The sequence below is a fragment of the Microvirga aerilata genome, from assembly GCF_016743775.1.
GTDB classification, from domain to species: Bacteria; Pseudomonadota; Alphaproteobacteria; order Rhizobiales; family Beijerinckiaceae; genus Microvirga; species Microvirga aerilata.
The window spans coordinates 116,591-141,388 of record NZ_JAEQMY010000014.1; the positions used below are offsets into that span (position 1 = coordinate 116,591).

At 65.9% G+C, this 24,798-nt stretch carries 23 protein-coding genes and 1 tRNA gene; 4 read left to right on the plus strand and 20 right to left on the minus strand.

Going from position 1 to position 24,798, the window contains the following annotated elements; translation table 11 throughout:
* Positions 1-37 precede the first annotated feature (37 nt).
* Together JKG68_RS12300 and JKG68_RS12305 are read right to left on the minus strand one after the other, a co-directional pair.
* Positions 38-2,200: a primosomal protein N' gene (locus JKG68_RS12300; protein ID WP_202059741.1), complete on the minus strand. Its 2,163-nt coding sequence runs from the start codon at positions 2,198-2,200 to the stop codon at positions 38-40.
* Between the two features lie 40 nt (positions 2,201-2,240).
* Positions 2,241-2,861 carry a class I SAM-dependent methyltransferase gene (locus JKG68_RS12305; RefSeq protein ID WP_202059743.1) on the minus strand — a complete coding sequence of 207 codons (621 nt, stop codon included), beginning with the start codon at positions 2,859-2,861 and terminating at the stop codon, positions 2,241-2,243.
* 99 nt (positions 2,862-2,960) lie between these two features.
* Between JKG68_RS12305 and JKG68_RS12310 the strand changes: the two genes are divergently transcribed.
* Positions 2,961-3,941, plus strand: a complete 981-nt coding sequence (locus tag JKG68_RS12310) for a tyrosine recombinase XerC (protein WP_202059745.1) — start codon at positions 2,961-2,963, stop codon at positions 3,939-3,941.
* Positions 3,942-4,276: 335 nt separating this feature from the next.
* Here JKG68_RS12310 and JKG68_RS12315 read toward each other — a convergent pair whose 3' ends face one another.
* From JKG68_RS12315 to sdhC, 15 genes are all read right to left on the minus strand, one after another.
* A complete protein-coding gene (locus JKG68_RS12315; RefSeq protein ID WP_202059747.1) occupies positions 4,277-4,900 on the minus strand; it encodes a thymidine kinase in 624 nt (207 codons plus the stop codon).
* A 9-nt stretch (positions 4,901-4,909) separates the two neighbouring features.
* The gene (gene lpdA, locus JKG68_RS12320) at positions 4,910-6,307 is read right to left on the minus strand and encodes a dihydrolipoyl dehydrogenase (RefSeq protein WP_202059749.1); all 1,398 of its coding nucleotides are present in this window, start codon (positions 6,305-6,307) and stop codon (positions 4,910-4,912) included.
* A gap of 121 nt (positions 6,308-6,428) precedes the next feature.
* Positions 6,429-7,673: a 2-oxoglutarate dehydrogenase complex dihydrolipoyllysine-residue succinyltransferase gene (odhB, locus tag JKG68_RS12325; protein WP_202059751.1), complete on the minus strand. Its 1,245-nt coding sequence runs from the start codon at positions 7,671-7,673 to the stop codon at positions 6,429-6,431.
* Between the two features lie 66 nt (positions 7,674-7,739).
* Positions 7,740-10,700 (minus strand): 2-oxoglutarate dehydrogenase E1 component, encoded by a 2,961-nt coding sequence (locus JKG68_RS12330; RefSeq protein WP_202059753.1) that lies wholly within the window; start codon positions 10,698-10,700, stop codon positions 7,740-7,742.
* A gap of 60 nt (positions 10,701-10,760) precedes the next feature.
* Positions 10,761-11,648: a succinate--CoA ligase subunit alpha gene (gene sucD / locus JKG68_RS12335; RefSeq protein WP_202059755.1), complete on the minus strand. Its 888-nt coding sequence runs from the start codon at positions 11,646-11,648 to the stop codon at positions 10,761-10,763.
* 11 nt (positions 11,649-11,659) lie between these two features.
* Positions 11,660-12,859, minus strand: a complete 1,200-nt coding sequence (sucC, locus tag JKG68_RS12340) for an ADP-forming succinate--CoA ligase subunit beta (protein WP_202059757.1) — start codon at positions 12,857-12,859, stop codon at positions 11,660-11,662.
* A gap of 71 nt (positions 12,860-12,930) precedes the next feature.
* Positions 12,931-13,893 (minus strand): malate dehydrogenase, encoded by a 963-nt coding sequence (gene mdh / locus JKG68_RS12345; protein ID WP_202059759.1) that lies wholly within the window; start codon positions 13,891-13,893, stop codon positions 12,931-12,933.
* Between the two features lie 229 nt (positions 13,894-14,122).
* Positions 14,123-14,752, minus strand: a complete 630-nt coding sequence (locus JKG68_RS12350) for a TetR/AcrR family transcriptional regulator (protein ID WP_202059761.1) — start codon at positions 14,750-14,752, stop codon at positions 14,123-14,125.
* On the minus strand, positions 14,749-15,942 hold the full coding sequence (gene zapE / locus JKG68_RS12355) for a cell division protein ZapE (RefSeq protein WP_202059763.1): 1,194 nt from the start codon (positions 15,940-15,942) through the stop codon (positions 14,749-14,751). The genes JKG68_RS12350 and zapE overlap by 4 nt, the downstream gene beginning before the upstream one ends.
* A gap of 328 nt (positions 15,943-16,270) precedes the next feature.
* On the minus strand, positions 16,271-16,849 hold the full coding sequence (locus tag JKG68_RS12360; protein ID WP_202059765.1) for an AprI/Inh family metalloprotease inhibitor: 579 nt from the start codon (positions 16,847-16,849) through the stop codon (positions 16,271-16,273).
* 183 nt (positions 16,850-17,032) lie between these two features.
* Positions 17,033-17,815, minus strand: a complete 783-nt coding sequence (locus tag JKG68_RS12365) for a succinate dehydrogenase iron-sulfur subunit (RefSeq protein ID WP_202059767.1) — start codon at positions 17,813-17,815, stop codon at positions 17,033-17,035.
* A 30-nt stretch (positions 17,816-17,845) separates the two neighbouring features.
* Positions 17,846-18,157 carry a hypothetical protein gene (locus JKG68_RS12370; RefSeq protein WP_202059769.1) on the minus strand — a complete coding sequence of 104 codons (312 nt, stop codon included), beginning with the start codon at positions 18,155-18,157 and terminating at the stop codon, positions 17,846-17,848.
* 17 nt (positions 18,158-18,174) lie between these two features.
* Positions 18,175-19,998, minus strand: coding sequence for a succinate dehydrogenase flavoprotein subunit (sdhA, locus tag JKG68_RS12375; protein WP_202059771.1), 1,824 nt, complete (start codon positions 19,996-19,998; stop codon positions 18,175-18,177).
* An 11-nt stretch (positions 19,999-20,009) separates the two neighbouring features.
* Positions 20,010-20,426, minus strand: coding sequence for a succinate dehydrogenase, hydrophobic membrane anchor protein (gene sdhD / locus JKG68_RS12380; RefSeq protein ID WP_202059773.1), 417 nt, complete (start codon positions 20,424-20,426; stop codon positions 20,010-20,012).
* A gap of 12 nt (positions 20,427-20,438) precedes the next feature.
* The gene (gene sdhC, locus JKG68_RS12385; RefSeq protein WP_202059775.1) at positions 20,439-20,834 is read right to left on the minus strand and encodes a succinate dehydrogenase, cytochrome b556 subunit; all 396 of its coding nucleotides are present in this window, start codon (positions 20,832-20,834) and stop codon (positions 20,439-20,441) included.
* Between the two features lie 203 nt (positions 20,835-21,037).
* Here sdhC and JKG68_RS12390 point away from each other — a divergent pair, with 203 nt between their 5' ends.
* Both JKG68_RS12390 and JKG68_RS12395 read left to right on the plus strand, forming a co-directional pair.
* Entirely contained in the window at positions 21,038-21,925 is an 888-nt protein-coding gene (locus JKG68_RS12390) for a LysR family transcriptional regulator (RefSeq protein WP_202059777.1), read from the plus strand.
* A 132-nt stretch (positions 21,926-22,057) separates the two neighbouring features.
* A complete protein-coding gene (locus tag JKG68_RS12395; protein WP_202059779.1) occupies positions 22,058-22,726 on the plus strand; it encodes a hypothetical protein in 669 nt (222 codons plus the stop codon).
* Here JKG68_RS12395 and folD read toward each other — a convergent pair whose 3' ends face one another.
* The 3 genes from folD to JKG68_RS12410 are packed head-to-tail and all read right to left on the minus strand — an operon-like array spanning position 22,727 to position 24,242.
* On the minus strand, positions 22,727-23,626 hold the full coding sequence (folD, locus tag JKG68_RS12400) for a bifunctional methylenetetrahydrofolate dehydrogenase/methenyltetrahydrofolate cyclohydrolase FolD (protein ID WP_202059781.1): 900 nt from the start codon (positions 23,624-23,626) through the stop codon (positions 22,727-22,729).
* Positions 23,623-23,937 carry a DUF167 family protein gene (locus JKG68_RS12405; RefSeq protein WP_202059783.1) on the minus strand — a complete coding sequence of 105 codons (315 nt, stop codon included), beginning with the start codon at positions 23,935-23,937 and terminating at the stop codon, positions 23,623-23,625. Before JKG68_RS12405 ends, folD begins: the two co-directional genes overlap by 4 nt.
* Before the next feature lie 14 nt (positions 23,938-23,951).
* Positions 23,952-24,242: a YggT family protein gene (locus JKG68_RS12410; protein ID WP_202059785.1), complete on the minus strand. Its 291-nt coding sequence runs from the start codon at positions 24,240-24,242 to the stop codon at positions 23,952-23,954.
* A 178-nt stretch (positions 24,243-24,420) separates the two neighbouring features.
* On the opposite strand from JKG68_RS12410, the gene JKG68_RS12415 reads away from it, so the two are divergent.
* Positions 24,421-24,496 (plus strand) — tRNA-Ala (locus JKG68_RS12415).
* Positions 24,497-24,798 lie beyond the last annotated feature (302 nt).

Below are 24,798 nucleotides of genomic sequence, written 5' to 3' on the forward strand. Positions count from 1 at the left end.
TCTCCAGAGAAGCCCAGGATGAGCTTGAAAATCACACTTAGAGAAAGCTCTGCGGATCCACGTCGATGGACACCCGCGTGTTTCCCCGGATCTTGGGGCAGCGGGCCATCCAACCCCGCAGATAGGCCTGGAGGTCCACCTCCCGCTCGGTTTTCACCAGGAGCCGGTAGCGGTAGCGGCCGCGGATGAGAGCCAGCGGCGCCTCGGCGGGGCCGAGCACGGTGACGCCGGGGGGCGGCTCGGCCACCTGCGCCATAGCACGGGCATGAGCCTCAGCCGCCTCGCGGTCGGCGGCCGAGACGATGAGGGAGGCCAAGCGCCCAAAGGGGGGCAGGCCCGCCATCTCGCGAACCCGGGTCTCCTCCTCGTAGAAGCGCTCCGCGTCGCCCGACACCAGGGCCGCGATCACGGGGTGGTCCGGCTGCCAGGTCTGGACCAGGGCTCGCCCGGGCTTCTCGAACCGCCCGGCCCGGCCCGTCACCTGCTGCAGCATCTGGAAGGTGCGCTCGGCGGCGCGCGGATCGCCGGAGGTGAGGCCGATATCGGCGTCGAGCACGCCCACCAGGGTCATCAGCGGGAAATTGTGGCCCTTGGCCACGAGCTGGGTGCCGATCACGATGTCGAACTCGCCCGCCGCGATGGCGGCGAGCTCCGCCCGCAGCCGCTCCGTGCCGCCGGGAAAGTCGCTGGACAGCACGATGCAGCGCTTGTCCGGGAACAGCGCCGCCGCCTCTTCGGCGATTCGCTCGACGCCGGGGCCGCAGGGCACCAGCGAATCGATGCTGCCGCATTCGACGCAGGCCTGCGGCGTGCGCTCCACATGGCCGCAATGGTGGCACACGAGGGAGCGCCGGAACCGGTGCTCCACGAGCCAGGAGGAGCAGTTCGGGCACTCGTAGCGATGGGCACAAGCCCGGCAGAGGGTCAGGGGCGCATAGCCGCGCCGGTTGAGGAAGAGCAGCGCCTGCTCGCCGCGGGCCACCGTGTCCTCCACCGACAGCACCAGGGTCGGCGACAGCCAGCGCCCTTTGGGGATCTCCTCCCGGCGCAGGTCCACGGCCCGGATCTTCGGCATGGAGCGCCCGCCGAATCGCTCAGGCAGCTTCACATGGCGGTAGCGCCCGCGCTCCACATTGACCCGGCTCTCGATGGACGGGGTCGCAGACGCAAGCAGCACCGGAGCGTGCTCGATCTTGCCGCGCACCACAGCCATGTCGCGGGCGTGATAATGCACCCCGTCCTCCTGCTTGTAGGCGGTCTCGTGCTCCTCATCGACGACGATGAGGCCGAGATCCGCATAGGGCAGGAACAGGGCCGAGCGGGCGCCGGCCACCACCTTCACCTCGCCGGACGCGATGCCCGCATAGAGCCGCTCGCGCCGGCGGCCCGTGACCCCCGAATGCCAGGTGGCGGGCTTCACGCCGAAGCGGGCGGCGAACCGGTCGAGGAACTGGGCCGTGAGCGCGATCTCCGGCATGAGGATCAGCGCCTGCCGCCCGGTGCGGACGGCCTCGGCCACGGCCTCGAAATACACCTCCGTCTTGCCAGAGCCCGTGACGCCCTCGAGCAGGATCACGGGGGGATGCTCCTCGCCCATGCTGGCCACGATCTCGTTTGCCGCGTCGCGCTGGCCGTCGGAGAGGCCGGTTTGGCCGAAGCCCGCATCCGGCATCTCGGCCACGGGCTCGGCCAGGAGAGCCACTGTCTCCAGCGTCCCTTCGTCGATGAGGCCGTCGATCACGCCGTTGCTGACCCCTGCCGCATGGGCCAGCTCGCTTTTGAGCCGAACGGCCCCGTCCTGGGCAACCTCGATCACCTTCTGCCGCGCCGGCGTCATGCGCTTGGGCAATGCGCCTGCGAGCTTCACGCCGACCCGGGCCACCTCCTGCCGATCCATGTCGGGAATCTTGAGACCCATGGCGAGCGCCGAGCCCTTGGGCGCAAGCGTATACCAGGCGATCCAGTCCAGGAACTTGCGCATCTTCGGCGACAGGTTCGGCGCGTCGATGACTCCCGTCACCTTCTTCAGGTTGCCGCCCTGCCCCTCCCGCATGCTCCAGACGACGCCCGCCACCTCACGATTGGCGAGCGGCACCTGCACCACGTCGCCCTCCTCGAGGGCGAGGCCGTCCGGCACGGCGTAGGAATAGGCCGTGTCCAGCGCCAGCGGGATGAGGACATCGGCGATCTTGGCGACCATCAGGAAACAGACATGAACAAAGACAGCATGAACATAACGCTTAGACCCGATTTTCCCTCTCGAACGCAAGCATGGTCCAGCTCACGTCCCTGCGGCCAAGCATATCGGCGAATTCATATCTTCGCAGGAGCTTTAGCCCAACATCCTGCGCCTGTGCCACCAGAGGATCGATGAGCACTTCGAACATCCGTCTACCGGCAGGCACCGGTCCTTTCCGGACCGTCATGAAGATCCTGCCCCGGACAGCCAGCAACCGCGCGATCCGGGACAAGGCACGGTTTCGCTCGCTCTCGTCGAGGTGCATCCACACGGCCGTCATGAGAATGAGGTCGAACCGTTCGCCGCTGGCGTGAACCTGCGGCAGGTCAGGCAGGGAATCGTCGATCCAGACGATATTCGGATCAGGATGAAGACGCTGGGCATGGGCTCGCAGCTCGGCGGTCGGCTCAACGGCATGAACCCGAAAGCCGCGTCGCGCCAGGGCAGCCGCATCGCGGCCTGTGCCGGCGCCCACATCCATGGCCTTGCCGCCCTCCGGCAGCAGCTCGATCAGAGGCCGGTAGAGATCGTCGAAAATCACGCTCTCGTACGACTCGACGAGATCATCGGCCTGCTCGGCGTAACCCGCCGTTCCCGGAACGCTGCCCTTGCCCTGGCTCATCCTGCTTCTCCGCTTGCTCTTTCATGTCCTGAATATCGTCTCATCGCCTTGCAAGCCACAGTTCACAATTTGGCAACGCCGTGCGCCGATAGTGGATCTGTGGCAGATGCAAAGACTCCATCCTCGATCTTGGATCTCGTTCTTCCCGGCGCGGACGACACGCGCCGGGAGGCGAAGGCATGGCTCGCCTCGCTCGCCAAGGAGCGGCGGCTGTCGGCCAAGACGGTGGAGGCCTATGCGCGGGACCTGCGCCAATTCCTGGCCTTTCTGACGAACCATCTCGGGGAGCCGCCGAGCGTCAAAGGGATCCTGGATCTGAAGCCCATGGACATCCGCGCGTTCCTGGCAGCGCGGCGCATGGATTCGGTGGGAAGCCGCTCCCTCATGCGCCAGCTTGCGGCGCTTCGCTCCTTCGCCCGTCACCTGGAGCGGGAGGGGCATGGCACGGCTTCCGCCTTTGCGGCGATTCGCACCCCCAAGGTGGACAGGAACCTGCCGCGTCCGCTGTCCGCCTCCTCGGCCGTCGCGGTGACGGATGCGGAAACGAGGGCGTCGGAGAACCGCAAGCCCTGGATCCTGGCCCGGGACGCCGCCGTGCTGTCGCTGCTCTATGGGGCGGGCCTGCGCATTTCCGAAGCGCTCGGCCTGCAGCGGCGGGATGCGCCCATCAACGGGCTCGACACGATCACCGTGACCGGCAAGGGCGGCAAGATGCGCAGCGTGCCGGTGATCCCGGCAGCCCAACGGGCTGTGGAGGAGTATCTGGCGCTCTGCCCCTATGCGATCCCGCCGGAGGGCCCGCTCTTCGTCGGCGCCCGCGGCGGACCGCTCTCGCCCCGCATCATCCAGCTCGCGGTCGAGGAACTGCGCGGGGCGCTTGGCCTGCCCGACAGCGCCACCCCCCATGCCCTGCGCCATTCCTTCGCCACCCATCTGCTCGCCCGGGGCGGCGACCTGCGGGGCATCCAGGAACTTCTGGGCCACGCCTCGCTTTCGACCACGCAGCTCTACACCAAGGTGGACGCGGCCCGGTTGATGGATGCGTTCAACGCGGCGCATCCACGGGCGCGGGTCAAGTAAAGCGTCAGGCATCATCCTGGACGGCGGAGCCGATCCGTGATCGCGTACAGGATAAAGCGCTGCTGCCTCGACGGTGTCATTCCCGCGCAGGCGGGATCCAGAACCACGACGGTCGGAGGAAATGCGCGGCGGCATGCGCTGCTCTTGCTCTGCACCGTCCGCGGGTATGGATCCCCTTCCCTCGCTTCGCTCGCCGGGGATGACTGCGTGGTGCTCCCTGCCGTGTCATTGTCGGCCGCAGCGTCAGCGGAGGGGAAGGGGATCCACTCACACGCTCAGCGCCATGGATCCCTGTCCCGGCCCTCACGGACCGCCGGGATGACACCTGCCGTTGTTTATTCCGCCGCCACCGGCTGAGCCAGCAGCTGCCGCGCCGCGGGTCCGATGTCGCCCTTGGTCCAGTGCGGACGGCAAACCGAAACGTAGCGGCCCTCGCCGCCGATCTCGACCACCGGACCCGAGCGCACAGCCTCGCCGTTGCGGTCGTATTTCAGGATCATCGTGGCCTTGCGGCCGCAATGGCAGAGCTGCTTGATCTCCTGAAAATCCTGCGCCAGCGCCATCATGGCGATGATCGCGTCGCTGAACAGGGTGCCGTAGACGTTGTTCTTGAGCCCATAGGCCATCACGGGCACGTTCAGCTCGTCGACGATCCAGGCGAGCTGGCGGACCTGATCGGCGGTCATGAACTGGACTTCATCGACCAGCACCACCGTGACCGGCTTCTTCGCATGCTCGGCCGCCACGATGGCGCCGATGTCGTCGATCTTCCGCAAGGGGATCGCATCGGCCTCGAGGCCGATGCGGGATTTCACCTTGCCCACGCCGAAACGGTCGTCGATCAGGCTCGTGAACAGCAGCACGTTGCCGCCGTTCTCGATGTAGTTGTAGCGAACCTGCAGGAGATGGGTTGTCTTGCCTGCGTTCATCACAGAGTAGATGAAGTGGAGCTTTGCCATCTCACCATCTTACATGTGAATGGCGCGCTTCTCCACTGCGAGTGCTGCTTCCTTCACAGCCTCCGCGAGCGTCGGGTGCGCATGGCAGGTGCGGGCCATGTCCTCGGAGGAGGCGCCGAACTCCATGGCGATGGCCGCCTCGTGGATGAGGTTGCCGGCTTCCGGGCCGACGATATGGACGCCGAGCACCTTGTCGGTCGAGGCATCGGCCAGGATCTTCACGAAGCCGTCCGTGGTGCGGTTCACCTTGGCGCGGCCGTTGGCCGTGAACGGGAACTTGCCCGCGTTGTAGGCGATGCCCGCAGCCTTCAACTCCTCCTCGGTCTTGCCCACGGAGGCGACCTCCGGGAAGGTGTAGACCACGCTCGGGATCACGTCGTAGTTCACGTGGCCCGCCTTGCCGGCGATGATCTCGGCCACCGCTACACCCTCGTCCTCGGCCTTGTGGGCCAGCATGGGGCCGGCAATCACGTCGCCGATGGCGTAGATGCCGGTGATGTTGGTGGAGAAATGCGCGTCCGTCTGGATGCGGCCGCGGTTGTCGAGCTGGACGCCCACATGGTCGAGGCCGAGACCCTGCGTGTAAGGCACGCGGCCGATGGCGACCAGCACCACGTCGGCTTCGATGGTCTCGGGCGTCCCACCGGCGGCAGGCTCGACGGTCAGCGTCGCGCCGTTGGCGGTTCTCTCGACGCCCGTCACCTTGGAGCCGAGCTTGAACTGGAAGCCCTGCTTGCCCAGGATGCGCTGGAAGTTCTTGGCGACCTCGCCGTCCATGCCAGGCAGGATGCGGTCGAGATATTCCACCACGGTGACCTCCGCGCCCAGGCGCCGCCACACGGAGCCGAGCTCCAGGCCGATGACGCCGGCGCCGATCACCACGAGGCGCTTCGGCACGCTCTCCAGCTCCAGCGCTCCGGTGGAGGACACGATCACCTTCTCGTCGATCTCGATGCCGGGCAGGCGCGTCACGTCGGAGCCGGTGGCGATGACGATGTTCTTCGTCTCCAGCATCTGGTTCGAGCCGTCCTCGCCGGTCACCTCGACCTGGCCCACGGCGGCGATGCGAGCATGGCCGATGAAGGCGTCGATCTTGTTCTTCTTGAGCAGGAACTCGACACCCTTGGTGTTGCCCTCGACGCCCTCCTGCTTGAAGGACAGCATCTTCGCGAGATCGAGCGTCGGCGCGCTGACGCCGATGCCCATGTCGGCGAAGTGCTGCGCATCCTGGAACATGTGCGAGGCATGCAGCAGGGCCTTGGACGGAATGCAGCCGATGTTCAGGCAGGTGCCGCCATGGGTCTTGCGCTTTTCGACGACGGCGGTCTTCAGGCCGAGTTGGGCTGCCCGGATGGCGGCCACGTAGCCGCCGGGGCCGGTGCCGATGACGATGAGATCGTAGGACATTGATTGAACCCTCGCTTCGTCATCACCGGCCTTGTGCCGGTGATCCCGATGCGGTGAAGCACGATGCCTCTCCGATCGAGATGGCCGGCACAAGGCCGGCCATGACAGGAATGATGAAAACTTACAGATCGAGCACGAGACGCGCCGGATCCTCCAGCGCCTCCTTGACCCGCACCAGGAAGGTCACGGCTTCCTTGCCGTCGACGATGCGGTGATCGTAGGACAGCGCGAGATACATCATCGGGCGCACCACCACCTGGCCGTTGCGCACGACCGGACGGTCCTCGATGCGGTGCATGCCGAGAATGCCCGATTGCGGCGCGTTGAGGATCGGCGTGGACATGAGCGAGCCGTAGATGCCGCCGTTGGTGATGGTGAAGGTGCCGCCCTGCATCTCGTCGATGGAAAGCTTGCCGTCACGGGCACGGCGGCCGAAATCGGAAATGCTCTTCTCGATGCCGGCTACCGACAGCAGGTCCGCGTTGCGCACCACGGGAACCACGAGGCCCTTCTCGGTGCCGACCGCGATGCCGATGTGGTAGTAGTTCTTGTAGACGAGGTCTCCGCCGTCGATCTCGGCGTTCACCGCCGGGACGTCGCGCAAGGCCTGGATCACCGCCTTGGTGAAGAAGCCCATGAAGCCGAGCTTGGTGCCGTGCTTCTTCTCGAACACGTCCTTGTACTGACTGCGCAACTGCATCACGGCGCTCATGTCCACGTCGTTGAACGTGGTCAGCATGGCGGCGGTGTTCTGGGCGTCCTTGAGGCGGCGCGCGATGGTCTGGCGCAGCTTGGTCATCTTCACGCGCTCTTCGCGCTCGGCATCGACCGGAGCGGACGGGGCCCGCATCTGGACCGGGGCGCTCGGCGCAGCAGCCTGGGCGCCGCCCGTGGCGATGGCCGCAAGCATGTCGCCCTTGGTCACGCGGCCGTCCTTGCCGGAGCCTGTCACGTTGGCGGGGCTCACGCCGCTCTCGGCAGCCAAGCGGCTGACGGCAGGTCCATTGTCACGGGAGGCTGCAGCAGCAGGAGCCGCGGCAGGCGCAGGCGCCGCTGCGGGAGCCGGTGCCGGTGCAGCCTTCGGAGCTTCGGCCTTGGGAGCAGGTGCGGCAGCCGACGCAGCGCCGTTGCCTTCGACGATTGAGCCGAGCACCGCGCCGGGGCTCACCGTCTCGCCGTCCTTGGCGACGATGTCGCCCAGCGTGCCGCTCGCCGGAGCGTTGACCTCGAGGGTCACCTTATCGGTTTCGAGCTCCAGCACGGGCTCGTCGGCCTTAACCGGGTCGCCGGGCTTCTTGAACCAGCGGCCGATGGTGGCCTCTGAAACGGATTCGCCAAGGGTGGGTACGCGGATTTCGGTTGCCATGATCGTCTTTTGGTCTTTGCGGGGCTCGGACGAGCCCCTCGGAATCGGGTGAGAGCTCTCGCGGTGTTACCCCGCGAAAGCCTCGTCGAGGAATGCCTGCAATTGGGCCATGTGCTTGGACATGAGGCCGGTGGCGGTGGCGGCAGAAGCGGGGCGGCCCACATAACGGGGACGATCCACCTTGGAGCCTGCCGTCTTGAGCACCCATTCGAGGTAAGGCTCGACGAAGCCCCAGGAGCCCATGTTCTTGGGTTCTTCCTGGCACCACACCACATCGGCCTTCTTGAAGCGGGAGATCTCGGCCGCCAACGACTTCGCCGGGAACGGATAGAGCTGCTCGACGCGCAGCAGGTACACGTCGTCGATGCCCCGCTTCTCGCGCTCCTCCAGCAGGTCGTAATAGACCTTGCCGGTGCAGATCACCACGCGCCGGATCTTGTCGTCCTTTACCAGCTTGACCACGTCGCGCCCGAGCTGCGCATCGTCCTGCAGAACCCGGTGGAAGTACGTGCCTTCCGAGATGTCACTGAGCGAGGACGTGCAGCGCTTGTGGCGCAGCAGGCTCTTCGGCGTCATCAGGATCAGCGGCTTGCGGAAGTCGCGCTTGAGCTGACGGCGCAGGATGTGGAAGTAGTTCGACGGGGTCGAGCAGTATCCCACCTGCATGTTGTCCTCGGCGCACATCTGCAGCCAACGCTCAAGCCGGGCCGAGGAATGCTCCGGTCCCTGGCCCTCGTAGCCGTGCGGCAACAGGCAGACGAGGCCCGACATGCGCAGCCACTTGCGCTCGCCCGACGAGATGAACTGGTCGAACACAACTTGAGCGCCGTTGGCGAAGTCGCCGAACTGGGCTTCCCACAGGGTCAGCGCGTTCGGCTCGGACAAGGTGTAGCCGTACTCGAAGCCGAGCACCGCCTCCTCCGAGAGCATCGAGTTGATGACCTCGTAGCGGGCCTGGTTCTCGGCAATGTGGTTGAGGTTGGTGTAACGCTCCTCGTTCTCCTGGTCGGTGAGAACCGAGTGGCGCTGCGAGAAGGTGCCGCGTTCCACGTCCTGGCCGGACAGGCGCACCCGGTGGCCCTCCAGCAGGAGCGAGCCGAAGGCCAAAGCCTCGGCCATGGCCCAGTCGAAGCCTTCGCCGGTTTCCAGCATCTTCTTGCGGTTGTCGAGGAAGCGCTGGATCGTGCGGTGGAGGTGGAAGCCCTCGGGAATCGAGGTGAGCGCCTTGCCGATCTGCTGCAGGGTCTCGACCGCGACGCCGGTCTGCCCGCGGCGCGGATCGTCCTGATCCTCGCGCACGGCCTTCATGCCCGACCAGCGGCCGTCGAGCCAGTCGGCCTTATTGGGCTTGTAGTTCGAAGCGATGTCGAACTCGGCATCGAGCTTGGAGCGCCAGCTCGACTTCATCTCGTCGACCTCGGCCTCGGTGACGATGCCCTCGGCGATCAGCTTCTTGGAGTAGAGCTCCACGATGGCCGGATGCGACCGGATCTTGCGGTACATGAGCGGCTGGGTGAACGACGGCTCGTCGCCCTCGTTGTGGCCGAAGCGGCGGTAGCAGAACATGTCGATGACGACAGGCTTCTGGAAGCGCTGGCGGTACTCGGCCGAAACTTTCGCCGCGAACACCACGGCCTCCGGATCGTCGCCGTTCACGTGGAAGATCGGCGCCTCCACCATCTTGGCCACGTCCGACGGATAGGGCGAGGAGCGCGAGAAGCGCGGATCGGTGGTGAAGCCGATCTGGTTGTTGATGATGAAGTGGATCGAGCCGCCGGTGCGGTGACCGCGCAGGCCGGACAGGCCGAGGCACTCCGCCACCACGCCCTGGCCCGCGAAGGCCGCGTCGCCGTGGATGAGGAGCGGCATGACGGCCACGCGGTTCTCCGGCGTGCAGCCGTGCTGGTCCTGCTTGGCGCGCACCTTGCCGAGCACCACGGGATCGACGATCTCCAGGTGCGACGGGTTGGCGGTGAGCGACAAGTGGACGTTGTTGCCGTCGAAGGTGCGATCCGAGGACGCGCCGAGATGGTACTTCACGTCGCCCGAGCCCTCCACGTCGTCGGGGGCGAAGGAGCCGCCCTTGAACTCGTGGAACAGGGCGCGATGCGGCTTGCCCATCACCTGGGTGAGCACGTTGAGGCGGCCGCGATGGGCCATGCCGAGCACGATTTCCTTCACGCCCAGATTGCCGCCGCGCTTGATGATCTGCTCGAGCGCCGGAATGAGCGACTCGCCGCCATCGAGGCCGAAGCGCTTGGTGCCGGTGTAGCGGACATCCAGGAACTTCTCGAAGCCTTCCGCCTCGACGAGCTTGTTGAGGATGGCGATCTTGCCTTCCTTGGTGAAGGTGATTTCCTTGTCCGGCCCCTCGATGCGCTCCTGGATCCAGGCCTTCTCGGCCGGATCGGAGATGTGCATGAACTCGACGCCCAGCGTCTGGCAGTAGGTGCGCTCCAGGAGCGTGACGATCTCGCGGACCGTTCCGAATTCCAGGCCGAGCACATTGTCGAGGAAGATCTTGCGGTCCCAGTCGGCTTCCGTGAAGCCGTAATGCGACGGGTGCAGTTCCTGGTCGCTCGGACGCGGGTTGATGTCGAGGGGATCGAGCTTGGCGTGCAGGTGGCCGCGCACGCGATAGGCGCGGATCAGCATGATGGCGCGCACGGAATCGCGGGTCGCCTGCTGCACGTCGGCCTGGCTGATCTCGGCGCCCTTGGCTTGGGCCTTCGCCTTGATCTTGTCGCCCACCGCCTTCTCGACCTGGGCCCAGTTGCCGTCGAGCGCAGAGACGAGATCGCCGTTGGCGTGGATCGGCCAGTTCGGCTTTTCCCAGGACGGTCCGTTGGCGGCCTTCTCGACAGCCTGCTTGTCGTCCTTCAAGGCGCCGAAGAAAGCCTGCCACTCGGCGTCGACCGAGGAGGGATCCTTTTCATAACGGGCATGAAGATCCTCGATATAGGACGCGTTGGCCCCATAGAGGAAAGCGGTGTTCAGAAAGTTTTCGTTGGCGTCCTGGCGTGCCATGGCAATACTCAATCCAAATGCAGGATAGGCCGCCCCAGGTTCGGGGCGACCTCTCGTCGGTTACTTGCCCTTGAGGACCTCGACCAAGGTCTTTCCAAGGCGCGCCGGCGACGGCGACACGCGGATGCCCGCGGCCTCCATGGCGGCGATCTTGTCTTCCGCGCCGCCCTTGCCGCCGGAGATGATCGCGCCGGCATGGCCCATGCGGCGTCCGGGAGGAGCCGTGCGGCCGGCGATGAAGCCGACCATCGGCTTCTTGCGGCCCTTCTTGGCCTCGCGGGCGATGAACTCGGCCGCCTCTTCCTCGGCCGAGCCGCCGATCTCACCGATCATGACGATGGACTCGGTCTTCGGGTCGGACAGGAACATGTCGAGCATCTCGATGAACTCGGTGCCCTTCACCGGGTCGCCGCCGATGCCCACCGCCGTGGTCTGGCCGAGGCCCTCGTTGGTGGTCTGGAACACGGCCTCGTAGGTGAGCGTGCCGGAGCGCGACACGATGCCCACCGAGCCGGGCTTGAAGATGTTGGCCGGCATGATGCCGATCTTCGACTCGCCCGCCGTCACGATGCCCGGGCAGTTGGGGCCGATGAGGCGCGACTTGGAGCCCTGGAGCGAGCGCTTTACGCGCACCATGTCCTGCACCGGAATGCCCTCCGTGATGCAGACGATGAGCGGGATCTCGGCCGCGATGGCCTCGCAAATGGCATCGGCCGCGCCCGGAGGCGGCACGTAGACCACCGAGGCGTCGGCGCCGGTGGCCTCGCGGGCTTCCATGACCGTGTCGAACACGGGCAGGTTCAGGTGCGTAGAGCCGCCTTTGCCGGGCGAGGTGCCGCCGACCATCTTGGTGCCGTAGGCGATGGCCTGCTCGGAGTGAAAGGTCCCGTTCTTGCCGGTGAAGCCCTGGCAGATGACCTTGGTGTTCTTGTCGATGAGAATGGACATCAGCCTGAACCTTACTTTCCGCCGCGCACGGCGTTGACGATCTTCTGGGCGGCGTCGTCGAGGTCGTCCGCCGGGATCACGTTGAGGCCGGACTCGCGGATGATCTGCTTGCCCTCTTCCACGTTGGTGCCCTCGAGGCGCACTACCAGCGGAACCTGCAGGCCCACCGTCTTCACCGCAGCGATCACGCCGCGGGCGATCACGTCGCACTTCATGATGCCGCCGAAGATGTTGACCAGGATGCCCTTCACGTTAGGGTCAGCCGTGATGATCTTGAACGCCGCCGTCACCTTTTCCTCGGAGGCGCCGCCGCCGACATCGAGGAAGTTCGCTGGCTCTTCGCCGTAGAGCTTGATGATGTCGAGCGTCGCCATGGCAAGGCCCGCGCCGTTGACCATGCAGCCGATGGTGCCGTCCAGCGCGATGTAGGCGAGATCGTACTTGGAGGCCTCGATTTCCTTGTCGTCTTCTTCCGTGATGTCGCGCAGCTGCACCACGTCGGCGTGACGGTAGAGGGCATTGCCGTCGAAGGAGATCTTGGCGTCGAGGCACTTGAGGTGCCCGTCCTTGGTGACGATGAGCGGGTTGATCTCCAGCATCTCCATGTCCTTCGCCGTGAAGGCTTTATAGAGCTTGGCGACCACGTCCTCGGCTTCCTTGGCGAGCGGACCTTTGAGGCCCAGCGCCTTGGCGACGGTGCGGCCGTGGTGCGGCATCACGCCGGTCGCGGGATCGACCGAGAAGGTGAGGATCTTCTCGGGGGTGTCGTGAGCCACCTGCTCGATATCCATGCCGCCTTCCGTCGAGACGACGAAGGCCACCTGGCCCGTGGCGCGGTCGACCAGCATGGAGAGGTAGAACTCGCTCTCGATGTCTGAGCCGTCCTCGATATAGAGACGGTTGACCTGCTTGCCGGCCTCGCCGGTCTGGATCGTCACCAGGGTCTTGCCGAGCATTTCTTTCGCGAATTGCTTCACCTCGTCAACCGACTTGGCAAGGCGCACGCCGCCCTTCTCGCCGGCTTCCGATTCCTTGAACTTGCCCTTGCCGCGGCCGCCCGCATGGATCTGGGACTTCACGACCCAGAGCGGGCCTCCGAGTTCCTTGGCGGCGGCCTCGGCCTCGTCGGCGGAGAAGATGGCGACGCCGCGGGAGACCGGCAGACCGAACTCCTTCAGAACGGCTTTGCCTTGATATTCATGGATGTTCATTCGTTTCTCTCCGCAGCAGCGGTTGAAAGGCGAGAAGGCCGGGACATGCCCGGCCTAGCGTCTTTTGATGTTTAGGCCAGGGCCGGGTTGATCTGCTTGCAGGCGTCGACGAGGCCCTGCACCGAGGCGACGGACTTCTCGAACATGCCCTTCTCGTCGGCGGAGAACGCGACCTCGACGATGCGCTCGACGCCGTTCTCGCCGATCACGATCGGAACGCCCACGAACATGTCGTTTACGCCGTACTGACCCGAGAGATAGGCCGCACAGGGCAGGACGCGCTTCTTGTCCTTGAGGTAGCTCTCGGCCATGGCGATGGCCGACGCCGCCGGCGCGTAGAAGGCAGAGCCGGTCTTGAGCAGGTTCACGATCTCGCCGCCGCCTTTGCGGGTGCGCTCGACCATGGCGTCGAGCTTCTCCTGGGTGGTCCAGCCCATCTTCACGAGATCGGGCAGCGGGACGCCGGCCACCGTGGAGTAGCGCACCAGCGGCACCATGTCGTCGCCGTGGCCGCCGAGCACGAAGGCGGTCACGTCCTCGACCGACACGTTGAACTCCTCGGCCAGGAAGTGGCGGAAGCGGGCCGAGTCCAGCACGCCGGCCATGCCGACGATCTTTTCAGGGGGAAGGCCGGAGAACTTCTGCAGCGCCCACACCATGGCGTCGAGCGGGTTGGTGATGCAGATCACGAAGGCGTTCGGGGCATATTGCTTGATGCCGTTGCCGACAGCTTCCATGACCTTCAGGTTGATGCCGATGAGGTCGTCGCGGCTCATGCCGGGCTTGCGCGGCACGCCGGCGGTGACGATGATCACGTCGGCGCCTGCAATATCGGCGTAATCGTTCGCGCCCTTGTACTTGGCGTCGAACCCGTCGACCGGCGCGGATTCGGCGATGTCGAGACCTTTGCCCTGGGGGATGCCTTCTGCGATGTCGAAGAGAACGACGTCGCCGAGTTCCTTCAAGCCTACGAGATGGGCGAGCGTACCGCCGATCTGGCCTGCACCGATGAGCGCGATCTTTTTCCGGGCCATGGTCTGTCCTTGGGTTTTGAGAAGGCAAAAGCCTTTTATAAGGTGGCGCTGTTTGACATGAGAGATGGGGTAGCTTCAAGCCAGCAAAAGGTTAACAGGCAAGGCTTTGCGGCTGCGACCCAGACAGAACAAGCTTATCCTTAAGGATTTCCTTCACGGCTCCAACAACTTAGCCGAACGGCCATGTTCCTCAATTTCATGTTACAATTTTGGGAATTTGTAATTTGCCCTATACGCTGCCGTTGCCCAGCGCCCGCAGAATGACCCGGATCATGGTGGCGAGGCGCTGGTCCAGCACGTCCTGGGGCACGTCGGCATCCAGGCGGACGGTGAGCGGATTGATGAAGCGGTAGACTGCATCGCTGATGAAGGCGATGGCCCTTTCCCGGTCCCGGGGCTCGAACTTGCCTGTGGCGATGCCCTCGTCCAGCACCCTCTCGATCAGCTTGCGCATCCGCGACCGGTGCTTGCGGATAAGGGGCCGGGCGGTTTCGGTGGCCATGCAATAAACGTCGAAGAGATGCCGGTTGTCGTGCAGGAGCTCCCGGTGAGCGCCGGCCCAGGCCTGGATCAGGCGCTCGAGCTTGTCGTCGGCAGGATCGGGGGAGTCCGCGATGTCGGCGATGGTCGCCTCCATGCCCCGCAGCCACTGCCCGGCAACCGCATCGATAAGGGCGGCCTTGTTGGCGAAGTAGCGGTAGACATTGGCATGGGTCATGCCCGCCGCATCGGCGATGCCCACGACCGTGATCTGCTTCGGCCCAACCTCTCTCAGCTGGTCGGCCGCGATGGCGAGAAGCCGGGTGTCGGCCGGAGCGGCCTCGGCGATCCGGAAGGAGCCGCCGCTGGGCCGCCTCATGTTTCGGCAAGCCCGGTCGAATGCCCCCGGTCGGCGGAGTCGGCCCGGCCATGGGGCAGGGAGAGGTATCCTTGAGAGCGCATCTCGATCAGCCGCGACACGGTGCGGTCGAACTCGAAGGCCTCCCGGCCGGAATCCGCCTGATAGAGTTCCGGCGCCTCGGTCTCGGCAGAGGCCAGCAGCTTCACATGGGCGTCGTAGAAGGCATCGATCAGCATGATGAAGCGCTTCGCCTCGTTGCGGAGCTCCACGGTCATCGCCGGAATGTTCTCCAGGATGACCGTGTGGAAGTGTTCGGCGACCGCCAGATAGTCGGCGGCCCCCAGGGGCTTGGAGCACAGATCCTCGAAGGAGAACCGCGCCACGCCGCCGGCCGCCTGCGGCACCTCCACCGGGTGGCCCTTGACGGTCAGGGTGAGTGGCTTGCCCTGGTCGCGCCCTGTGAGGCTCCTGAAGGCCCGGCTCAGGGCCGCGTGGGAGTCCTCATCGGCCGGCGTGTAGAACACCGGGCTGCCGGCAAGCTTCTCCAGCCGGAAGTCGGTGCGGGCGTCGAGCTTCGCCACCGACATCCGCTCCTGCAGCAGGCCGATGAAGGGCAGGAACAGCGAACGGTTGAGCCCGCCCTCGTAGAGCCGGTCCGGCTCCACATTGGAGGTGGCGACCACCACGACGCCGTGAGCGAAGAGGGCCGTGAACAGGCGGCCGAGGATCATGGCGTCGGCGATGTCCGTAACGGTGAACTCGTCGAAGCAGAGCACCCAGGCTTCCTCGGCCAGGGCCTCGGCCACGGGCCCGATGGGATCGTCGCCGAAGACCTCGCCGTTTTTCAGCCTCTGCCGGTAGGCGTGGATGCGCTCATGCACGTCCGCCATGAAGGCGTGGAAATGGACCCGGCGCTTTCGCCTGACGGGCAGCGCCTCGTAGAACAGGTCCATGAGCATGGTCTTGCCGCGCCCGACCGAGCCCCAGACATATAGCCCCTTGGGCGGCGCCGGGCTCTTCTTGCCGAAGAGCCAGCCGAGCGCGCTGGGCTTGCGGGCCAGGCGATAGGAGCCGAGAGCCTCCGCCAGCCCTTCGAGCCGCTTGAGCAGCGCCACCTGCGCCGGGTCGCGCTCGATGGCGCCGGCCTTGACCAGGGCGCCGTAGCGGGACGTGATGGATTGGGGCGAGGAAAATGAGGTGTCGTTCACGGCTCAATCGATACCTTCCTCAAGGGTCCAGCGCAAACGTCTTCAGGCCGCTTTCGCGGAAAGCCTTCCGTTCCCAGGGGCCGGCCCCTCGAAAGCCCCGCGCTGCTTTTGCCCTTCCCCTCGTGGGGAGGGTGCAAGAGAGGTGCGACCGGGTGAGACCTTCACATCATGGCTGGCCTTGTGCCGGCCATCCCGATCCGGAGAGGCGCGGTGCTCCACATCGTCATCATCACCGGCTCCGTGCCGGTGATGATGACGGAGGGTGCAATGACGCGCAGCGCTTCGGCTTTTCACCCCACCCTCGACCCCGCGAGGAGGACAGACGCCATCAGCGAGCGAGCGTCAGCGGGGCTCCGGACTTGGCCAGCACGCCGCTGAGCGACGCGGAGGAGCCGCGCAGGCGCGCAGCCACGGCGCCACCGGTCTGGTAGAGATAGACCTCGCCGTCGCGGTAATCCCAGGCATTGACCTTCGACAGATCCTGGTTGGAGCAGCCGGAGGCCGAGGCCCGGTAGAGGTCGAGCGCGGGGGAGCTCGAGAGCTGGATGCGGCAGCTCCCGCCGGAGGTCTGGGCGCTCCAGTTGCCAACCATGGCGGTACGGCTCGAGGGAGCGGGCGCCGGCGCGGGGGCCGCCACGGTCGGCGGCGGAGGCGCGGGCGGCAGGCCGGCGACGTCCGCGCCGGGCGCCGGAGCCATGGGATCGCCTGCCAAAGGCGCGCCCGCGATGGGCGGCAAGGGAGCCGCCTCGATGGCCCCCGACGGCACGGCCTCGACCGGTGCCGGCTCCACCACCGGAGCAGCCGCAGCACCCCGGACGGGACCGCCGCCCAGACGGGTCGAGGTGCAGGCGCCGAGCGCCAGAGCGGAGCACATCACCGCGGTGGTGAGCCAGATGGAGTTCGTCATCGTGGTCCTCTCATGCGTTGCCGTCCTCTTGGGCCGGCATTCTACGCAGTCTAACGCTACCGGAAGGAATATGAACCTAGGTCAACATCGTTCTGGCTTCGAGATATGGGATCGCGCGGCGCAAAAAAAGGCGCTCGCGGCGCCTTTTCATGGAGATGTTGCAAGGAGGCGTCACCGGCGGGATCAGACCGCCCGCGCGATCATCATCTTCTTGACCTCGGCGATGGCCTTGGCCGGGTTCAGCCCCTTGGGGCAGGTGTTGGCGCAGTTCATGATCGTGTGGCAGCGGTAGAGCCGGAACGGGTCGTGCAGGTTGTCCAGGCGCTCGCCGGTGGCCTCGTCGCGGCTGTCGATGAGCCAGCGATAGGCCTGAAGCAGGGCTGCGGGTCCTAGGAACCGGTCGCCATTCCACCAGTAGCTCGGGCACGAGGTGGTGCAGCAGGCGCAGAGAATGCACTCGTAGAGCCCGTCGAGCTTGGAGCGCTCCTCCGGCGTCTGGCGCCACTCGGTCTCGGGCTCCGCCGTCTGCGTCTGGAGCCAGGGCTCGATGGCTGCGTGCTGGGCGAAGAAGCTGGTGAGATCGGGCACCAGATCCTTGAGCACCGGCATGTGCGGCAGCGGATAGATCTTGATGGTGTCGCTGTCGCAATCATCGATGCCCAGCGTGCAGGCCAGCGTGTTCTTGCCCATGATGTTCATGGAGCAGGACCCGCAGATGCCCTCGCGGCAGGAGCGGCGGAAGACCAGCGTTGAGTCGACGTTGTTCTTGATCCACAAAAGCGCGTCGAGAACCATCGGGCCGCAATCGTCCCGGTCGACGTAGAAGGTGTCGATGCGCGGGTTCTGCCCGTCGTCCGGGTTCCAGCGGTAGATGCGGAACGCCTGAAGGTTCGCCCCCTCGGCCGGCTTCGGCCAGGTCTTGCCTTCGGTGTACTGGGAATTCTTGGGAAGCGTGAACTGGGCCATGGGCGACTTCTCACTAATCCTTCAAATCACTCACGCGCGGATCGCGTCGAGATCCGACAGGTGGGTGTCATAAACTTCAACGGACTGATCGCCTGTCAGGAAGCCTGTGGCGATAATCTTCGAAACCGTGTCGCGATAGGCGGACGATGCGTCGAGTGCCGCAATGGCGTCGTCATTCTCCCAAAGGGTGATGACGATCCGATCCGGGCCGTCGCCCCCCATCATCACACCCCGATAACCAGCTTGGGACTGGAACATCGGCAGCGAGATCTCGCGGGCGAACCGTTCGTATTCCGCGAACCGTCCTTGAACGACTTGGGTACGCCAGATGCGGCACTTCATGCGCGTCTTCAACCCGATCAGTACACGCGAGCCTTCGGCTCGATGTACTGGATCTCGTTCGACATGGTGTAGGTGTGCACCGGCCGGTAATCGAGGGTCACCTTGTGGGAGGTGTCGTCGAGCCAGGCGAGCGTGTGCTTCATCCAATTCTTGTCGTCGCGGTCCGAGAAGTCCTCGCGGGCGTGCGCGCCGCGGGATTCCTGGCGGTTGGCCGCGCCTTCCATGGTCACCACGGCCTGACCGATCAGGTTGTCGAACTCCAGGGTCTCCAGGAGGTCGGTGTTCCAGATCAGCGAGCGGTCCGTGACCTTGATGTCGGCGGCGGCAGACCAGACCTGGTGGATGAGCTGCTTGCCCTCCTCCAGCACCTCGCCGGTGCGGAACACCGCGCAGTTGTTCTGCATGGTCTTCTGCATCTGGAGGCGCAGCTCCGCGGTCGAGGTGGAGCCGTTGGCGTAGCGGAACTTGTCGAGGCGCGAGAGCGCGAGCTCATCGGCCGACTTCGGCAGCTCGGCATGCCTGGCGTTGGGCTCGAGGATCTCGGCGCAGCGCAGCCCGGCCGCGCGGCCGAACACCACGAGGTCGATGAGCGAGTTGGAGCCGAGACGGTTCGCGCCGTGCACGGACACGCAGGCGGCTTCGCCCAGCGCCATCAGGCCCGGCACCACCGTGTCCGGGTTGCCGTTCTTCAGGGTCAGCACCTCGCCGTGATAGTTCGTCGGGATGCCGCCCATGTTGTAGTGCACGGTCGGCAGGACCGGGATCGGCTCCTTGGTCACGTCCACGCCCGCGAAGATCTTGGCGCTTTCCGAGATGCCGGGCAGGCGCTCGTGCAGGATCTTCGGGTCGAGATGGTCGAGGTGCAGGTAGATGTGGTCCTTGTTCTTGCCCACGCCGCGGCCGGCGCGGATCTCCATGGTCATGGCGCGGGAGACCACGTCACGGGACGCGAGGTCCTTGGCGGAAGGCGCATAGCGCTCCATGAAGCGCTCGCCTTCCGAGTTCGTGAGGTACCCGCCCTCGCCGCGCGCCCCCTCGGTGATGAGGCAGCCCGCGCCGTAGATGCCGGTGGGGTGGAACTGCACGAACTCCATGTCCTGCAGCGGCAGGCCTGCGCGCAGCACCATGGCGTTGCCGTCGCCCGTGCACGTATGCGCGGAGGTGGCCGAGAAATAGGCGCGCCCGTAGCCGCCGGTGGCCAGGATCGTCATGTGGGCGCGGAAGCGGTGGATCTCGCCGGTGGACTGGTTGAGGGCCACGACGCCGATGCAGCGGCCTTCGTCGTTCATCATCAGGTCGAGGGCGAAGTACTCGATGAAGAAGTTGGTCTGGTTGCGCACCGCCTGCCCGTAGAGGGTGTGCAGGATCGCGTGGCCCGTGCGGTCGGCGGCGGCACACGTGCGCTGCGCCGTGCCCTTGCCGTATTCGGTGGTCATGCCGCCGAAGGGCCGCTGGTAGATCTTGCCCTCGGCCGTGCGGGAGAAGGGAACGCCCCAATGCTCCAGCTCGTAGACGGCGGCCGGCGCGTTGCGGCACAGATACTCGATGGCGTCCTGGTCGCCGAGCCAGTCCGACCCCTTCACGGTATCGTACATGTGCCAGCGCCAGTCGTCCGGGCCCATATTGCCCAGGGACGCGGAAATGCCGCCCTGCGCCGCGACCGTGTGGGAGCGGGTGGGGAACACCTTGGTGATGCAGGCGGTGCGAAGCCCTGCCTGCGAGCAGCCGACGGTGGCGCGAAGACCCGCGCCGCCCGCGCCCACCACCACCACGTCGAAGCTGTGGTCGACGATGGTGTAGGCCTTGCCGTTGACGGCGGCGCCGTTCGTTGCTTGAGCCATGAGTTTTGTCCTTAAACCAGGATGCGGCCGAGGCTGACCTTGAGGATGGCGTAGAGGCAGGCGACCGCGATGATCACCGCATAGAAGTTGTTGGCGATGATCGCCGCGATCTTCAGCTCCTTGGCGTGGACATAGTCCTCGATGACGATCTGCATGCCGAGCCGCATGTGGTTCGTCACCGAGATGACCGCCAGGATGAGGATGATCGCGACGAGCGGGTGCGAGATGATCGCAATGGCATCCTGGTAGGAGGAGCCGGCAAGCGCCGCCACGACGATCACGAAGGCGATAATGAGCGGGATGTTGGACACCGCCGTCATCCGGTGGAGCCACCAATGCTCGACCCCGTGCCCGGAGGCGCCGAGGCCCTTCACGCGGGCAAGCGGGGTGCGCATGGAAACGCGGGTGTCAGCCCTGTTGTCGGCCATGGTCCGGTCTCCTTAGAAAAACAGGAAGGCAACAGCCCAGATCGCCAGCGTGAGCGCGATCGAGCCGACGAGGGTGAAGCGGGCCATGTTGATGCGCTGGACCGTTTCCATGCCGTAGCCGAAGTCCCATACCAGGTGGCGCACGCCGCCGAGCATGTGGTGCATGAGGATCCAGGTGTAGCCGAACAGGATCAGGTAGCCCACCGGCGAGCCGAAGAACCACTGCACCGTGTCGAAGGCATCGGGGCCGGAGGCGAGCGCCACGAGCCAGATCGCGAACATCGCGATGCCGCCATACAGGGCGACGCCGGTGATGCGGTGGGCGACGGACATCGCCATCGTCCAGCTCCACCGGTAGATCTGAAGATGCGGGGACAGGGGCCTGGGAGCCACTTTCGCCTCAGCCATAGGTTTCACTCCTGGTCGGCGACGGCTAAGTCGCGCGTCGTTTGGAATGGTTCGTATCGGATGCGCGGCAACACCGCAATGCGCCTTCTGCCCAACGGGGCAACAGCAGGACACACTTCGTCAGTCGCGAAGAATGCTTCAGGCTCGCCCAAAGCACAATTTTTAATTATTCTTATCTCCCTTCGCCGATGACGAAGGAAACCATGCAATTCGATCTGACCGATCTGAGCCTCTTTCGCCATGTGGTCGAGGCGGGAAGCATCACCCACGGGGCGGAGCGGGCCCACCTGGCGCTCGCTGCCGCCAGCACCCGCATCCGCAACATGGAAAAGTCCCTCGGCGCCCCCCTCCTCCTGCGGACCCGGGCCGGAGTGACCCCCACCCCGGCCGGCCGGACCCTGCTCCAGCATGCCCGCACCCTGCTGGCGCAGGCCGAACGCCTGCGGGAGGACCTGGGATCCTACACGGGCGGCCTCACGGGGCAGATCCGGATCCTCTCCAACACCAATGCCCTGACCGAGTTCCTTCCCGAGGCGCTCGGGGCGTTTCTCGCCGGGCACCCGCAGGTGTCCATCGACCTGGAGGAGCGCCTCAGCGACGAGATCGTGGGGCTGATCGCGGAGGGCGTCGGCGATCTCGGCATCGTGGCCGGCACCGTCGATACGGGGCGGCTCGAAACCTACCCGTTCCGCAGCGACCGCTTCGTGCTCGTCGTTTCCAAGGGCCACCCCCTCGCGGCCAGGGCCGACATCTCCTTCGCCGAGGTGCTGGAGCACGACTTCGTCGGCCTCGACCGGGCAAGCGCCCTCCAGCGCTTCCTGGCCGGCAAGGCCACCCGGATCGGCAGGCCCATCAGGCTCAGGGTCCAGCTGCGCAGCTTCGACGCGGTCTGCCGCATGGTGGAAGCGGGCGTGGGCCTCGGCATCGTGCCGGAAACCACGGCGCGCCGCGCCGCCCGCACCATGGCGATCGCCGCGGTCGATCTCGAGGACCCCTGGGCCGCCCGCGACCTGACCCTGTGCATCCGCTCGCTCAAGGACCTCGCCCCCTCGGCGCGGCAGCTCGTGGAGCACCTGCGGCGGGGGGCGTGACGCCGCGACCGTGCTCCGGCCAGGAGCGGACGGGGCCCCTTACCCTCAAATCGCCGTGAGGAGGGAATAATTGCGCTCTCGGAAGCGTCCGTCTTGAGCGAGGATGATCGTCATTCCATCCGGGAGGAAACAATGCGCGGAACGAGCACCCTATCGATCATGGCTTCCATCGGGGTCGTTGCCCTGGCGTCCGTTGGGTCGGCGGGGGCACAGACGGCCCCAGGCGACACCACCTTCTTCGTGACCAGCGTCGGCTCCGGCAAGGGCGCGGATCTCGGCGGCCTCGACGGTGCGGACCGGCATTGCGAGACCCTGGCGGAAGCCGCCGGCATTCGCGGCAAGATGTGGCGGGCCTATCTCTCGACCCAAGGCGCGACGGCCGTCAATGCCCGGGATCGCATCGGGCGCGGGCCGTGGCAGAACGCCAAGGGCGCGGTCATCGCCAAGGACGTGGCGGATCTGCACGGCCCCGGCAACAATCTCACCAAGCAGACGGCGCTTACCGAGAAGGGCGAGATGGTGAAGGGCCGTGGCGACCAGCCGAACCAGCACGACATCCTCACAGGCTCCCAGCCCGACGGGACGGCATTTGCCGGCAACCAGGACATGACCTGCGGCAACTGGACGAAGAGCGGCGCCGAAGGGGCGGCCATGACGGGCCATCACGACCGCATGGGCCTGGACGAGTCGCCGCCCGCCAAATCCTGGAACTCGTCGCACGCGACCCGCGGCGGGTGCAGCCAGGACGCCTTGCGGGGCACCGGCGGCGCGGGCCTGTTCTACTGCTTTGCAGCCAACTGATCAGGCGAAATCCACCGCCGGCACGGTGAGCCCGCGCCGCAGGCATGCGGCCTCTAGGGTGTTGCGCAACAGGCACGCGATGGTCATGGGACCGACGCCGCCCGGCACCGGCGTGATGGCGGAGGCGACTTCGGCCGCCTCCCCGTAGGCCACGTCGCCCACCACCCTGGTCTTGCCCTCGCCGGCCGCCGGGTTCGGCACCCGGTTGATGCCCACATCGATCACGATGGCGCCGGGCTTCACCCAATCGCCGCGCACCATCTCGGGCCGGCCGACGGCGGCGACGAGAAGGTCCGCGCTGCGGCAAACCTCCGGGAGATCGCGGGTCCTGGAATGGGCGACCGTCACGGTGCAGCTCTGGGCGACGAGGAGCTGCGCCATGGGCTTGCCCACGATATTGGAGCGCCCGACCACCACGGCGTTGAGGCCGGAGAGATCACGGCGCACCGACTGTGCCAGCAGCAGGCACCCCAAGGGCGTGCAGGAGACGAGGCCCGGCACGCCGGTCATGAGGCGCCCAGCATTGATCGGATGAAAGCCGTCCACGTCCTTTGCCGGATCGATGGTCTCGATCACCTTCTGGGCATCGATCTGCCCCGGCAGCGGCAGCTGCACCAGGATGCCGTCCACGGCCGGGTCGGCATTGAGCCGGGCGACGAGGCCCAAAAGCTCCGCCTCGGAGGTGGAGGCCGGCAGCACGTGCTCGAAGGAGCGCATACCCACCTCGACGGTCTGGCGGGCCTTGTTCTTCACATAAAGCTGGCTTGCCGGATCCTCGCCGACGATGACGACGGCGAGCCCGGGCGTCACGCCCTGCCCGGCCAGGGTTCCGACCGCCCCGGCGATGCGCCCGCGCAGGCCCGCCGCATAGGCTTTTCCGTCGATGATCGTGGCGCTCATGGGCTCCGTCCTGTCAATTTCGCGAGGGCAGCCGCCAGCCTTTCCGGCTCGCCCATGATCAAAAACGTCTTCAGCCGGGCGGTTGCGCCCGCCTCGAGGCTCACCGCCGAGGCCGGGAGCCCCAACGCCTTGGCGAGCAGGCGCCGCACGCCCTCGTTCGCCGCCCCGTCCTCCGGCACCGCCCTGACCCGAACCTTCGGGACAGCCCTGCCGTCCGAGAGGCTCTCCACCCCGTCGAGCGAATCCCGCCCTCCCCGGGGCGTCACGCGAACCCTGATCTCCAGGCCGTCGGGGCGAACGCGCCAGGGCAAGGCTAAGGGCCCGCTCAGAAGGCGATGGGCATCAGATAGTCGACGATTAGATTCTGGATGAAAATGATCAGCAGGATCAGGATGATGGGGGAAATGTCGACCCCGCCCAGATTGGGCAGGATGTTCCGGATCGGCCGCAGGACCGGCTCGGTCACGGCATCGAGGAAGTTCCAGATCGAGCGGACGAAGTCGTTGCGGGTATTGACCACGTTGAAGGCCACCAGCCAGCTCAGGATCGCCGAGGCGACGATCAGGTAGGTATAGAGCTGCAGGGCCAGCAGGATGACGTTGAGAAGGGCGCGCATGGGAAACCTGTCAGGGATCGGCGTTGCTCATGTAACGATTGAAGCGGGGCTGAACAACCCATAACCGTTTCACGAGACGGCAGTTCGCGCCCCAAACGGCCCGAAAGCCCTTCTCCGGCCGATTGACAGACCGAAGCGAGCGGGCCTAAAACTTGCGCCACTTGGTCTCCATGTGACCGGGGCTGTAGCTCAGATGGGAGAGCGCTGCAATCGCACTGCAGAGGTCAGGGGTTCGAATCCCCTCAGCTCCACCAAGCTTCCTCCAAGCCATTGATTTTCTTGAGAGTCGCTTCTTTTTTGCACCCGGGTGCAAAGCCCGACCGGCGAAACTGCCGCGAATGTCTGGAACAGGTTCGGCAGCAAGCCTTCTCAAGGCTGCGCTCCAAGGTTGAGTTTGACCCTGAGCTGACCTTCGAGAGTTCTGACAGGTTTGCTCCCCCTGCCCGCTTCGCCTGAGGGACCGCGCCCGCATATGGGGTTGAGGAAGAAGCAGGGTGAGGCTGGTGTGTCGCGCGGGCGGCAGCGATGATGCGAACCGGCAACAAGGCTGGCGCCA

Excerpts from the sequence above, each read along its gene's own strand:
- sdhA (WP_202059771.1), bottom strand. The coding sequence starts at position 19,998 with ATGGCTCAAGCAACGAACGGCGCCGCCGTCAACGGCAAGGCCTACACC.
- JKG68_RS12360 (WP_202059765.1), bottom strand. The coding sequence starts at position 16,849 with ATGACGAACTCCATCTGGCTCACCACCGCGGTGATGTGCTCCGCTCTG.
- sdhC (WP_202059775.1), bottom strand. The coding sequence starts at position 20,834 with ATGGCTGAGGCGAAAGTGGCTCCCAGGCCCCTGTCCCCGCATCTTCAG.
- JKG68_RS12370 (WP_202059769.1), bottom strand. The coding sequence starts at position 18,157 with ATGAAGTGCCGCATCTGGCGTACCCAAGTCGTTCAAGGACGGTTCGCG.
- folD (WP_202059781.1), bottom strand. The coding sequence starts at position 23,626 with ATGAGCGCCACGATCATCGACGGAAAAGCCTATGCGGCGGGCCTGCGC.
- odhB (WP_202059751.1), bottom strand. The coding sequence starts at position 7,673 with ATGGCAACCGAAATCCGCGTACCCACCCTTGGCGAATCCGTTTCAGAG.
- JKG68_RS12300 (WP_202059741.1), bottom strand. The coding sequence starts at position 2,200 with ATGGTCGCCAAGATCGCCGATGTCCTCATCCCGCTGGCGCTGGACACG.
- mdh (WP_202059759.1), bottom strand. The coding sequence starts at position 13,893 with ATGGCCCGGAAAAAGATCGCGCTCATCGGTGCAGGCCAGATCGGCGGT.
- JKG68_RS12315 (WP_202059747.1), bottom strand. The coding sequence starts at position 4,900 with ATGGCAAAGCTCCACTTCATCTACTCTGTGATGAACGCAGGCAAGACA.
- sdhD (WP_202059773.1), bottom strand. The coding sequence starts at position 20,426 with ATGGCCGACAACAGGGCTGACACCCGCGTTTCCATGCGCACCCCGCTT.
- JKG68_RS12395 (WP_202059779.1), top strand. The coding sequence starts at position 22,058 with ATGCGCGGAACGAGCACCCTATCGATCATGGCTTCCATCGGGGTCGTT.
- JKG68_RS12305 (WP_202059743.1), bottom strand. The coding sequence starts at position 2,861 with ATGAGCCAGGGCAAGGGCAGCGTTCCGGGAACGGCGGGTTACGCCGAG.
- JKG68_RS12410 (WP_202059785.1), bottom strand. The coding sequence starts at position 24,242 with ATGCGCGCCCTTCTCAACGTCATCCTGCTGGCCCTGCAGCTCTATACC.
- JKG68_RS12365 (WP_202059767.1), bottom strand. The coding sequence starts at position 17,815 with ATGGCCCAGTTCACGCTTCCCAAGAATTCCCAGTACACCGAAGGCAAG.
- JKG68_RS12330 (WP_202059753.1), bottom strand. The coding sequence starts at position 10,700 with ATGGCACGCCAGGACGCCAACGAAAACTTTCTGAACACCGCTTTCCTC.
- JKG68_RS12390 (WP_202059777.1), top strand. The coding sequence starts at position 21,038 with ATGCAATTCGATCTGACCGATCTGAGCCTCTTTCGCCATGTGGTCGAG.
- sucC (WP_202059757.1), bottom strand. The coding sequence starts at position 12,859 with ATGAACATCCATGAATATCAAGGCAAAGCCGTTCTGAAGGAGTTCGGT.
- JKG68_RS12350 (WP_202059761.1), bottom strand. The coding sequence starts at position 14,752 with ATGAGGCGGCCCAGCGGCGGCTCCTTCCGGATCGCCGAGGCCGCTCCG.
- sucD (WP_202059755.1), bottom strand. The coding sequence starts at position 11,648 with ATGTCCATTCTCATCGACAAGAACACCAAGGTCATCTGCCAGGGCTTC.
- lpdA (WP_202059749.1), bottom strand. The coding sequence starts at position 6,307 with ATGTCCTACGATCTCATCGTCATCGGCACCGGCCCCGGCGGCTACGTG.